General features: G+C 64.3%; 8 protein-coding genes. All 8 read left to right on the top strand.

The annotated features are described in order from the left end of the window. Positions 1–91 precede the first annotated feature (91 nt). The 8 genes from ilvD (at position 92) to metG (ending at position 12717) form a co-directional block, all read left to right on the top strand. Positions 92–1813 (top strand): dihydroxy-acid dehydratase, encoded by a 1722-nt coding sequence (gene ilvD, locus ACS5PJ_RS03315; RefSeq protein WP_439433470.1) that lies wholly within the window; start codon positions 92–94, stop codon positions 1811–1813. A gap of 308 nt (positions 1814–2121) precedes the next feature. Next, positions 2122–4020: an acetolactate synthase large subunit gene (locus tag ACS5PJ_RS03310; protein WP_439433469.1), complete on the top strand. Its 1899-nt coding sequence runs from the start codon at positions 2122–2124 to the stop codon at positions 4018–4020. 2 nt (positions 4021–4022) lie between these two features. Then, the gene (gene ilvN, locus ACS5PJ_RS03305; RefSeq protein WP_439433468.1) at positions 4023–4535 is read left to right on the top strand and encodes an acetolactate synthase small subunit; all 513 of its coding nucleotides are present in this window, start codon (positions 4023–4025) and stop codon (positions 4533–4535) included. 80 nt (positions 4536–4615) lie between these two features. Further along, positions 4616–5641: a ketol-acid reductoisomerase gene (gene ilvC, locus ACS5PJ_RS03300; RefSeq protein ID WP_354145843.1), complete on the top strand. Its 1026-nt coding sequence runs from the start codon at positions 4616–4618 to the stop codon at positions 5639–5641. A 139-nt stretch (positions 5642–5780) separates the two neighbouring features. Continuing rightward, positions 5781–7370 (top strand): phosphoglycerate dehydrogenase, encoded by a 1590-nt coding sequence (gene serA, locus ACS5PJ_RS03295; RefSeq protein ID WP_439433467.1) that lies wholly within the window; start codon positions 5781–5783, stop codon positions 7368–7370. A gap of 205 nt (positions 7371–7575) precedes the next feature. Then, positions 7576–10371, top strand: a complete 2796-nt coding sequence (locus ACS5PJ_RS03290; protein WP_439433466.1) for an ABC transporter permease — start codon at positions 7576–7578, stop codon at positions 10369–10371. Then, the gene (locus tag ACS5PJ_RS03285; protein ID WP_108600103.1) at positions 10368–11123 is read left to right on the top strand and encodes an ABC transporter ATP-binding protein; all 756 of its coding nucleotides are present in this window, start codon (positions 10368–10370) and stop codon (positions 11121–11123) included. The genes ACS5PJ_RS03290 and ACS5PJ_RS03285 overlap by 4 nt, the downstream gene beginning before the upstream one ends. A 34-nt stretch (positions 11124–11157) precedes the next feature. After that, a complete protein-coding gene (gene metG / locus ACS5PJ_RS03280; protein ID WP_439433465.1) occupies positions 11158–12717 on the top strand; it encodes a methionine--tRNA ligase in 1560 nt (519 codons plus the stop codon). The last annotated feature ends 132 nt before the right edge of the window (positions 12718–12849 follow it).

The following is a 12849-nucleotide window of genomic DNA, read 5'->3' as shown; positions in this document are numbered from 1 at the left end:
GTCCAGCATTTGATCGAAATATGTGCCTTTTTCTGCTTAACAGGGCCATTACGGTCTTTGGGGTCCTGTCTGGAGCAATAGACTTTCACCCATGAGTGAGGACACCCAGATCGCAACTGAGAGCAAGATCGACATCAAACCCCGTAGCCGGGTTGTCACCGACGGGATCCATGCAGCCCCTGCGCGCGGCATGTTCCGGGCGGTCGGAATGGGGGACGACGACTTCGCGAAACCCCAGATCGGCGTCGCGAGTTCCTGGAACGAAATCACTCCCTGCAACCTTTCCCTGAACCGACTGGCCCAGGGCGCCAAGGAAGGCGTGCACGCGGGCGGCGGTTTCCCGATGCAGTTCGGCACCATCTCCGTCTCTGACGGCATCTCCATGGGGCATGAGGGCATGCACTTCTCCCTGGTCTCCCGCGAGGTCATTGCCGACTCCGTGGAAACCGTCATGCAGGCTGAGCGGATCGACGGCTCGGTCCTGCTCGCCGGGTGCGACAAGTCCCTGCCGGGCATGCTCATGGCAGCGGCCCGCCTGGACCTGGCCAGCGTCTTCCTTTACGCCGGCTCCATCATGCCGGGCTGGGTCAAGCTCGAAGACGGCTCGGAGAAGGAAGTCACCCTCATTGACGCCTTCGAGGCAGTCGGTGCCTGCGCCGCGGGCAAGATGAGCCTGGGAGACCTGGAGCGCATCGAAAAGGCGATCTGCCCGGGTGAAGGCGCCTGCGGCGGCATGTACACGGCCAACACCATGGCATGCATCGGCGAGGCGCTGGGCATGTCCTTGCCGGGCTCAGCCGCCCCGCCCTCGGCAGACCGCCGTCGTGACGAGTTCGCCCGCAAGTCAGGCGAAGCCGTGGTCAACCTGCTCCGCCTCGGCATCACCGCCCGGGACATCATGACCAAGAAGGCGTTTGAGAACGCCATCGCGGTCACCATGGCCTTCGGCGGTTCCACCAACGCCGTGCTGCACCTGCTCGCCATCGCCCGCGAAGCCGAAGTTGAGCTCAACCTCGAGGACTTCAACCGCATCGGCGACAAAATCCCGCACCTGGGTGACCTGAAGCCCTTCGGCCGCTACGTGATGACCGACGTCGACAAGATCGGCGGCGTGCCGGTCATCATGCGCGCACTGCTCGACGCCGGGCTGCTGCACGGCGACTGCCTCACCGTCACCGGCAAGACCGTTGCCGAAAACCTCGAAGCGATCAACCCGCCGGACCTGGACGGCAAGATCCTTCGGGCCCTGGACAATCCGATCCACAAGACCGGCGGCATCACCATCCTGCACGGTTCCATGGCCCCGGAAGGCGCTGTGGTCAAGAGTGCCGGCTTCGACGCCGACGTCTTCGAAGGCACTGCCCGCGTGTTCGAGCGCGAGCAGGGTGCCCTGGACGCGCTGGACAACGGCAAGATCAAGGCCGGGGACGTCGTCGTCATCCGCTACGAAGGCCCCAAGGGCGGCCCCGGCATGCGCGAAATGCTGGCCATTACCGGAGCCATCAAGGGTGCCGGTCTGGGCAAGGACGTCCTGCTCCTGACGGACGGCCGTTTCTCCGGTGGCACCACCGGCCTGTGCATCGGCCACGTCGCTCCGGAAGCGGTCGACGGCGGCCCCATCGCCTTCGTCCAGGACGGCGACCGTATCCGGGTGGACATCGGGGCGCGCACCTTCGACCTGCTGGTGGACGAGGCCGAACTCGAGTCCCGCAGGATCGGCTGGGAACCGCTGCCGGCCAAGTTCACCAAGGGCGTCCTGGCCAAGTACGCCAAGCTGGTGCACAGCGCCTCCACCGGCGCATACTGCGGGTAACGCCGTATGAATTGACGGCCGGGCGCGGAAAGCAGCGCCCGGCCCGTGGACAACGACGTCCACATGGTGAGATCGCGTTTCGCTTCGTTGACACGCTTCCCACCAGAGGGAAAACTGAACGCATGATCGCATTCGTTACAAGCTGCGCCGCTGCAGAAGCAGTCGTCGTCCTTACCAAGCGCGTGGCTCCATAGCCTCCACTGGTAACGAACAGTCACGCGCAACCCCTCGAAAAGCCGCCAGGCTGAGGGGTTTTTTTATTTCCGCAGTTTCGACAGAACCACAGATGATCCACAAGGAAGAGTCCGATGAGCAAAGGATCGCCTATCAGCCCCTCGCTGATGGCTACAAAGTCCGCTGGAGCCCCTAAAGCTCCGGACCGTGCCGACCGATCGGCTGACGCCGTCGTCGAGCTTGCCGCAGTCTCTCCTGTCCTTGGACCGAACAACGTTGTACCCCCAACGGTGATGACCGGTTCAGAAGCTATTGTCCGCTCGCTCGAAGAACTCGGCGTCGACGATATTTTTGGTTTGCCCGGTGGCGCGATCCTGCCTACCTATGACCCCTTGATGGCCTCCAACATGAACCACGTTTTGGTCCGTCACGAACAGGGAGCCGGCCACGCCGCGCAAGGCTACGCCATGGTTACCGGCCGGGTGGGCGTCTGCATCGCCACCTCCGGCCCCGGTGCCACCAACCTCGTTACCGCCATCATGGATGCCCACATGGACTCCGTGCCGCTGGTGGCCATCACCGGCCAGGTGTCCAGCGGGGTGATCGGCACCGACGCGTTCCAGGAAGCAGACATCGTGGGCATCACCATGCCCATCACCAAGCATTCGTTCCTGGTGACCGACCCCAACGACATCCCGCACGTCATGGCGGAGGCCTTCCACCTGGCTTCGACCGGGCGCCCGGGCCCCGTGCTGGTGGATGTGGCGAAGGACGCCCAGCAGGGGCAGATGACCTTCTCCTGGCCGCCCAAGATCGACCTTCCCGGATACCGGCCGGTCACCCGTGGGCACAACAAGCAGGTCCGCGAGGCAGCCAAGCTGATCGCGGCTTCCAGTAAGCCGGTTCTCTACGTGGGCGGCGGCGTCGTTAAGGCCCACGCATCCGTTGAGCTGCGTGAACTGGCGGAACTCACCGGCGCACCCGTGGTCACCACCCTGATGGCCCGCGGCGTGTTCCCGGACTCCCACCCGCAGCACGTGGGCATGCCGGGCATGCACGGGACCGTTTCGGCGGTGACGGCGCTGCAGCAGTCCGATCTCCTCATTACTTTGGGAGCGCGCTTCGATGACCGCGTCACCGGCATCCTGAAGTCCTTTGCACCGAACGCCAAGGTGATCCACGCGGATATCGATCCTGCCGAAATCTCCAAGAACCGCACGGCGGACGTGCCGATCGTGGGGTCGGTCAAGGAGATCATTCCTGAACTCACCGAGGCCGTCCGCTCGCAGTTCGAGGCAGCCGGCACTCCGGATCTCACCACGTGGTGGGCGTTCCTTAATAACCTGAAGGAAACCTACCCGCTGGGCTGGACCGAGCCGGAGGACGGACTCACCGCCCCGCAGCGCGTCATCGAACGCATCGGGGCGCTCACCGGACCGGAGGGCATTTACGTTGCTGGTGTGGGCCAGCACCAGATGTGGGCCGCGCAGTTCATCAAATACGAGCGCCCGCACGCCTGGCTCAACTCGGGCGGCGCCGGCACCATGGGGTACGCGGTTCCCGCGGCCATGGGCGCCAAGGTGGGGGAGCCGGACCGCGTGGTCTGGGCCATCGACGGCGACGGCTGCTTCCAGATGACCAACCAGGAACTGGCCACCTGCGCCATTAACAAGATCCCCATCAAGGTTGCCATCATCAACAACTCCTCACTCGGCATGGTCCGGCAGTGGCAGACCCTGTTCTACGAAGGCCGCTACTCCAACACCGACCTCAACACCGGCCATGAAACTGTCCGGATCCCGGACTTCGTCAAGCTCGGTGAAGCCTACGGCTGTGCCTCATTCCGCTGTGAGCGGGACGAGGACATTGATGCCACCATCCAGAAAGCCCTCGAAATCAACGACCGCCCCGTGGTCATCGATTTTGTGGTGAGCCCCGACTCCATGGTGTGGCCGATGGTGCCCGCCGGCGTCAGCAATGACCAGATCCAGGTTGCCCGCAACATGACCCCGGAATGGGAAGAGGAGGACTGATCATGACCCGCCACACACTGTCCGTTCTGGTCGAAGACAAGCCCGGCGTACTGACCCGCGTCGCGAGCCTGTTCGCCCGCCGTGCCTTTAACATCAACTCCCTGGCTGTCGGCCCGACGGAAGTTCCGGGCATGTCCCGGATGACCGTCGTCGTCGACGCAGACGGTGACCTCATTGAACAGGTCACCAAGCAGCTCAACAAACTGATCAACGTGATTAAGATCGTTGAGCTGACCCCCGAATCTTCCGTGCAGCGAGACCACATCCTGGTCAAGGTACGTGCGGATGCCGCAACACGCCTGCAGGTGACCCAGGCTGCAGACCTGTTCCGCGCTTCAGTGGTTGACGTCTCCACAGACTCCGTGGTCATTGAAGCAACTGGCCACCCCGAAAAGCTCACCGCGCTGCTCTCAGTGCTCGAGCCTTTCGGCATCCGCGAAATTGTGCAGTCCGGCACGCTGGCCGTTGGACGGGGATCCCGCTCCATGAGTGACAGGGCTTTGCGCAGCGCCTAGGCGCAGCACCCAGCCCGTGCAGTACCGCAACACAACAGACTGTTTACACCAGAGAATCCACTCAAAAGGAGACACCCAAAGTGACTGAAATGTTCTACGACGACGACGCCGACCTGTCGATCATCCAGGGCCGCACCGTTGCCGTCATCGGTTACGGATCCCAGGGCCACGCCCACGCCCTGAGCCTGCGCGACTCCGGCGTCGACGTCCGCGTCGGCCTCAAGGAAGGCTCCAAGTCCCGTGCCAAGGCGGAAGCCGAGGGCCTGCGGGTCCTCAACGTTGCCGACGCCGTTGCCGAAGCCGACCTCATCATGGTCCTCACCCCGGACCAGGTCCAGCGCCACGTCTACGCCGAGGACATTGCTCCCAACCTGCAGGCAGGCGACGCCCTGTTCTTCGGCCACGGATTCAACATCCGCTACGGCTACATCCAGCCGCCGGCAGACGTCGACGTGGCCCTGGTAGCCCCCAAGGGCCCGGGCCACATCGTCCGCCGCGAATTCGAAGCCGGCCGCGGCGTGCCCGACCTGATCGCCGTGGAGCAGAACGCTTCCGGCAAGGCCCGGGAACTGGCACTGTCCTACGCGAAGGCCATCGGCGGCACCCGTGCAGGCGTCATCGAGACCACCTTCACCGAAGAGACCGAAACCGACCTCTTCGGCGAGCAGGCCGTCCTCTGCGGCGGTACCTCACAGCTGGTCCAGTACGGCTTCGAGGTCCTCACCGAGGCCGGCTACAAGCCGGAGGTTGCGTACTTCGAGGTCCTGCACGAGCTCAAGCTCATTGTTGACCTCATGGTTGAAGGCGGCATTGCCAAGCAGCGCTGGAGCGTCTCTGACACGGCGGAATACGGCGACTACGTCTCCGGTCCCCGCGTCATCACTCCCGAGGTGAAGGAAAACATGAAGGCTGTCCTGAAGGACATCCAGGACGGCACCTTCGCCAAGCGCTTCATCGATGACCAGGATGCCGGTGGACCCGAGTTCGCCGAACTGCGCAAGAAGGGTGAAGACCACCCGATCGAGGCCACCGGCCGCGAACTGCGCAAGCTTTTCTCCTGGATCAAGACCAGCGATGACTACACCGAAGGCTCCGTAGCCCGCTAGGACAAACGCCAGGGTGGACCTCAGGGAAGCCCTGCACATAACGACAGAGAGGCCGGGTTCACACTTAACAATGTGAGCCCGGCCTTTCCGTCGGCCTAGACTTGTTCCATCCCAAGGACTGCAACGCAGAGGATCAGCCGTGTCAAAACCCGTAGTACTGCTCGCCGAAGAACTTTCGCCCGCCACCATCGAGGCACTGGGCCCGGACTTCGAAATCCGCCAGACCGACGGCGCCGACCGCTCCCAGCTGCTCTCCGCCATCGCCGACGTGGACGCCATCCTGGTCCGCTCCGCCACCCAGGTGGACGCCGAAGCCATCGCCGCCGCGAAGAACCTCAAGGTCATCGCCCGTGCCGGCGTCGGCCTGGACAACGTTGACATCAAAGCCGCCACCCAGGCCGGCGTCATGGTGGTCAACGCCCCGACGTCGAACATCATCTCGGCCGCCGAACTCACGGTCGGACACATCCTGAGCCTGGCGCGTCACATTCCGCAGGCCAGCGCGGCGCTGAAGAACGGCGAATGGAAGCGTTCCAAGTACACCGGCATCGAACTCTTCGAGAAGAAGGTCGGCATCATTGGCCTGGGCCGCATCGGTGCCCTGGTTGCCGCCCGCCTTCAGGGTTTCGACACCGAGATCCTCGCCTACGATCCTTACATCACCTCGGCCCGCGCCGCCCAGCTGGGCGTCAGGCTCGTCACCCTGGACGAACTGCTCAGCCAGTCCGACTTCGTCACCATCCACATGCCCAAGACGCCGGAAACGGTCGGCATGCTCGGCGCCGACGCCTTCACCAAAATGAAGTCCACCGCATATGTCATCAACGTTGCCCGCGGTGGCCTCGTGGATGAAGAGGCGCTCTACGCAGCACTGGAGGACCGCCAGATCGCAGGGGCAGCAGTGGATGTCTTCGTGAAAGAGCCCAGCACGGACCTGCCGTTTTTCGCCTTGGACAACGTTGTGGTCACCCCGCACCTGGGTGCCTCCACCGACGAAGCCCAGGAAAAGGCCGGTGTCTCCGTGGCCAGGTCCGTGCGGCTGGCGCTGGCAGGAGAGCTCGTTCCGGACGCTGTAAACGTTGCCGGCGGCGTGATTGCTCCCGACGTCCGCCCCGGCATTCCGCTGATCGAAAAGCTGGGCCGGATCTTCACCGCTCTGACCCATGCGTCCGTGACCCAGATCGACGTCGAAGTGGCCGGTGAGATCGCTGCCCTGGACGTCAAGGTCCTGGAGCTTGCCGCCCTCAAGGGCATCTTCGCCGACGTCGTCACCGAGCAGGTGTCCTACGTCAACGCTCCGGTCATCGCTGAGCAGCGCGGCATCAACGTCCGCCTGATCACCACCCCGGACGCCGAGGACTACCGGAACGTCCTGACGCTCCGTGGTGCCCTCAGTGACGGCTCGCAGATCTCCGTGGCGGGCACCCTGACCGGACCCAAGCAGGTGGAGAAGCTGGTGGGAGTCAACGGCTACGACGTTGAGATCCCCATCAGCGAGCACCTCGTGGTGGTTTCCTATGCCGACCGGCCGGGTGTGATCGGTACCATCGGCCACATCCTGGGCATGAACAACATCAACATCGCCGGCATGCAGGTGGCGCGGCAGGCCGAAGGCGGCCAGGTCCTTGCCCTGCTCACGATCGACAGTTCAGTTCCCCAGCAGGTCCTGGATGCAATCAAGGCAGGCATCGGGGCCGAGATGGTCCGCGAAGTGGACCTCGAAGACTAAGAACGGCACTGCCATGAACTACGCGTGAGCCGATCCTTAACGCCGGCCACGTATGATTGGCCGGTCTGCTTACAATGGCTAGGTCCTGTTTCAGGACAGCGCCGGCAGACCGGCCAATACTTTTGCACACCAGGCAGGAAATGCCTTCATGTCCGCCGCCCGCGGACCGTGGTGTGCGCACGCAATCCAGGTTTCAGGGAGCCCAATGAACGCCGTCCAGAGGTTCATCAGAAGCAAAGTGCTGCTGCTGACCGCGGCCATCTTGATCGCAGCCATGTGCTTGTCGGTCCTCGTCCAAGGCCAGTCTCAGGCCGCGCTAAACAGGACGGTGGATGAGAACTCCCGGGGTCTCTATGACGTCCTCGTTCAGGCCAAGGCGGGCTCCGGCGCGCTGATGCAGCCGGAGATCGCCAACGGTGGCGGCGGGATCAGCTTCGACCAGCTTGCGGAGATCCGGAAGCTCACCGGGACCTCCGTCGCGGCCCCGATCAGCCTGGTCTCGCGCGTGACCCAGAACCTGGAGGCTCCCCGGCTCGACGCCATGGACTACCTCGGCTACAACTCGGGGCTGGCCGGAACCGCCACCACTGATCAGGCAGCTGGGGCCACGGACCCCAGCAAGTGGCCGGCCGCAGAGTCGGTTCTGAGCGACACCGCCAAGAGCTACCGCCTGACCGCCAGCGCCGTGAGCTCGGACGGTGTCTCAGAGCAGACCCTGTTCAAGTCCTCCGCCGAGGGCAAGCTGGGCAAAGCCCGCCTCGTCCAGGAGCAGTCCGTCGGCGGCACCAGCATCCGCATAGCCCCTCCCGCCGGCGAGACGGGCATCAAGTTCCCCGCACCGGCCGGAGGCTCCGAACACAACCTTTTCAACCTCTCGGTCTCCCTGCCCCTCTCGCCTGAGGTGACGGAGTCCGTCGTCGCCGTCGACCCCGTTTCCGAGCGGGCACTGCTCGGCACGGCAGGGGACTTCCTGGCACCCCTGGAGAAGGCCCCGCCGGCCGATGCCCGCAACGCCGGTGCTATCGGCCGCCACTTCGAAAGCCTCTTTACCAACGGCATCAGCATGGCCGAATTGAAGGAAGGCCCTGACTTCCTCGGTGTGAAGCTCAAATACTGGGCGCCGCTGATGACGCAGTACCAGCAGGCGAAGCGCAGCGGACAACTCACTGCCGACTCGCAGGCCATTCCCCTGATCGTCCGCTCCGGCACGTCCACGGACCTCAAGTACAACGTCAAAATCGAGGAAATCGACTCCGCGGGCAAGGTGGTGAAGGAAGTCGGCACGGCCTCCCGCTCGTTGGGCAAGGACTACCTGCCCTTCGTGTCCAAGGATCCCTTCGCACTGTCCTGGCCCGGATCCACCGATCACTCCGGCCTCCTCGGCAGCGGCGGTAACTTCAACCAGGGCCTTTACACCCCTGCGACCTGGAGCACGGACTTTGCGGCGGCCCCGCGATACACGGAAGGCGAAGCAGCCGCGAACGGGGCAGTGGCGAAGACCGCCGTCCCGGGCGACTGGGTCACCGTCAACCGCCTGCCCGAAAAGGGTGCCAACGGCGCACCGGTGGACCAGACCCAGCGCGCACCCGTGGATGAAAGGTCCTACCGGGAAGACCTGGCAACGGGGGAGAAGCTGGCCGCGCCGCTGGCCATGGTCTACGGAACCTTTGACCCTTCCGCCGTGGAGCAGGCCGCAGGCGACGTCAACCGGCTTCCCCTGGGCGGCTACGACCCCACACCGTTGACCCTCACCAAAGATGCCGAGGGCAAGACGGTCACCGCCACAGAACTCAAGCCCTCGCTCAGTGCCACCGGTCTGGCGAGCCAGTCTGCGGGCGCCATTACTGACTACTACGGCCTCGCCGCAGCCCGTGGCTACAAAAACAACGCCGCCGTGATCGATGCCGTCCGCGTTCGGGCCAAGGCGCCCGGCAGCTGGAAGGAAGCCCAGCCGGACGTTGAAAAGCTGGCCGGCGAGATCCGCGCGATGGGGCTGGAAGCCACTGTTGTGGCCGGCTCCGCGCGGGAAGACGCCAGCATTTTCGTGCCCGGATATTCAAAGGACGGCGCCGGCAAGGAATCGGCGCTTGGCACGGTCCAGCAGTCGTGGGTCAGGCAGAACGCCGCGGATGCCGTCTCCGGTTCACTGACCGGCACGAACGTCACCCTGCTCTTCCTGACGCTTTGTGGCGCAGCCCTCCTGACCGGTGCCTCCACCGTCAGCTACATCAGGAAGCGTAAACGTGAAGCCGGCACCCTGCGGGCCATGGGCTGGACCCAGCGGCGGATCCGGAACTGGGTACTTGAGGAATTCGGTGTCGGTGCGGCCTTGCTCGCCGTCGCAGGAATCATCCTGAGCCTCGTGAGCTGGAGCCTGGTAACCGCCATCGTGTCCGCCTCCGTGCTGGTGCTGTACGCCGCGGCCGCCTTCTTCGCCGCCCAGCAGCTGCGCCACAGGGACGTTGTGGACCAGGAACCCCAGCATGACGAACGGCTGATCCCGGTGGACTCACCCCTGACTTTCGCGAACCGCCAGCTGAGCACCAACAAGTTCAACAGCCTGTCCCTTGCCGTTGCGGTTGGCGTATTCGGCGCCGCCGTGGGCGGGCTCGTGGCTCTGCTCATCGACATTCCCCGTGCGGCCGGCGCGAGTGCGCTCAGCGGACTGGCCGCAGCCAGCATCGCGCTGCCGAGCATGCTCCTGGCACTGGCCGGCGTACTGGTGGGACTGATCCTGACGCTGGTCACCGGCAGGTTTGAGCTCAACGCGAAACGCCAGTACCTGGGCATTCTCGAGGCCATGGGCTGGAACCCGGACATGCTCCGCCAGGTCCGCCTGTTCGAAAACGCGCTGGTGGGCACCGTGGCCCTGCCGCTGGGCGTCATTGGGGCGCTCGGCATCGGGCTGCTCCTGGCACCCTATGCCGCGCTCTGGGCCGGAGTCGCCGGCCTGGTGGCTGTACTTTGCTGGATACCGATTGCAACGAAAGTGGTCCAATGACAAACGAGACGAATGTTCACCGGAGCCGGAGGTCCGGCTCGGTTGAGGCGCCGCTGCAGACCCGCGCCAACACCATCGTCAAATCAGCGGACCACGGCACGCCGCTGGAGCTGAGCGATATCACCATCCGCTACGGCGGCGGCAAGGGCGGAGCCGAAGCCGTCAGCGTCGTCGAGGGCTTTGACCTGACGCTCCACGCCGGCGAGATGCACTGCGTGGCCGGCCGAAGCGGCTCCGGCAAGACCAGCATCCTGACCGTCGGTGCGGGACTGACGCTTCCGACGTCGGGCCGGGTCTTCTGGGAAGGGGATTCCCTCGAGAGCATGGGCGACGACGAAATCGCCGACCGCCGTCGTGCCCTGATCGGGTACGTGGACCAGGGCGGCGCCCTGATCGACGGCATGAGCGCCCTCGAGAACGTGCTGCTGCCTGCCGTCCCCGACGGTGAAGTGGACCAGCGCCGCGACATGGCCAAGGACCTCCTGGACCTCGTCGGCCTGGGCCGCCGCATGCGGCACCGCCCGGCCCAGCTCTCCGGTGGCGAACGCCAGCGCGTGGCCATCGCCCGCGCGCTGATCCTGGGCACACGCGTCCTGGTGGTGGATGAGCCCACCGCCAGCCTGGACCGTGCATCCGCCAACCGCATCATCAGCATCCTCAAGGACACCACCTCGGACGGAATCGCAGTGCTGGTCGCTTCACATGACCACGAACTGGTCCGCCTGAGCGATACGCTGACTGAACTTATCTAGCCTGTCCCTCCGCACCCAAAGGTACTGTCCGCACGTGAGCGCTCCAGAGAAAACCCCCTTCTACATCACCACGGCCATCACCTACCCCAACGGTGTGCCGCACATCGGGCACGCCTATGAGTACATCGCCGCGGACGCGATGGCGCGCTTCAAGCGGCTTGACGGCTACGACGTGATGTTCCTGACGGGCACGGACGAGCACGGCATGAAGATCGCCCAGGCGGCGGACAAGGAGGGCATGACGCCCAAGGAACTTGTGGACCGCAACGCTGAGGTCTACAAGGCGGCGCACGCCGCCCTGGGCATCACCTACAGCAGGTTCATCCGCACCACGGACGCTGACCACTACGCCGCCTCCCAGGCCATCTGGAAAAAGATGGAAGCCAACGGCGATATCTACCTGTCCAAATACGAGGGCTGGTACTCCGTCAGGGACGAAGCTTTTTATGTCGAGGACGACACCGTGGTCAAGGACGACGGCGTGCGCTACTCCAAGGAGACGGACACCGAGGTGACCTGGACCGCCGAGGAGAGCTACTTCTTCCGGCTGTCCTCCTACCAGGACCGGCTCCTGGCGCTCTATGAGGCCCAGCCCGAATTCGGTGCACCGCAGTACCGGTTCAACGAGGTCATCAGCTTCGTCAAGCGCGGCCTGGAGGACCTGTCCATCAGCCGGACCACCTTCGACTGGGGCGTTCCTGTCCCCGGTAACGACAAACACGTCATGTATGTGTGGGTGGACGCGCTGACCAACTACCTCACCGGTGTGGGCTACCCCGATGTGGAATCCGACCAGTTCAAAAAGTACTGGCCCGCCGACGTCCACATCATCGGCAAGGACATCTCACGCTTCCACGCTATTTACTGGCCGGCTTTCCTGATGAGTGCCGGCATTGAGCTGCCCAAGCGGGTCATGATTCACGGCTTCCTCAACAACAACGGTGTGAAAATGTCCAAGTCCCTGGGCAACGTGGTGGCTCCTGCCGATTTCGTGGAGCAGTACGGCCTTGACCAGGTGCGGTTCTTCTTCCTCCGCGAGGTACCGTTCGGTGCGGACGGCAGCTACAACCATGAGGCAATCGTGAGTCGCATGAACTCGGACCTGGCCAATAACTTCGGAAACCTCGCGCAGCGTTCGCTGTCCATGGTGGCCAAGAACTGTGGCGGCCTGGTCCCCGCGCCGGGCGGGTTCACGGCAGAGGACACCGCAATCCTGGAGCAGGCCGGGGGCTTGTTGGAGACTGCCAGGGCCGCCTTCGAAAAGCAGGAATTCAGCCGCGCTCTCGAGGCCATCTGGGGTGTACTGGGGGATACCAACGCCTACTTCGCCGAGCAGGCACCCTGGGTCCTGCGGAAGACCGACGTCGAACGCATGAATACCGTGCTGTACGTGACGCTGGAGGTACTGCGGATGGTATCGATCCTGGCGCAGCCGGTGACGCCCACCGCCACTTCAGCGCTCCTGGATACACTCGGCCAGCCTGCGGGCGAAGCACGCCAGTTCTCGGCACTGAGCACGACGATCGTTCCGGGAACCGTACTGCCGGCACCTGCCCCCGTCTTCCCGAAGTACGAGGAACCGGCTGACGCCTGATCCCCAACGACGCTCCATCACTACCTGCGGGTTGCTGGAGGACGCTCTTTCACTTTCGCCAAGAGATGGAGGGAGCGTCTTCTGTTTTCGTGCAGCAAGTGAGACAGCGTCGCGAAGCGTGTTCGGATTGTG

Source organism: Pseudarthrobacter cremeus (assembly GCF_051857465.1).
In the GTDB taxonomy this organism is placed as follows: Bacteria; Actinomycetota; Actinomycetes; order Actinomycetales; family Micrococcaceae; genus Arthrobacter.
The sequence above is the reverse complement of the archived record's forward strand: the minus strand, read 5'-3'. Positions and strand labels throughout refer to the sequence as shown.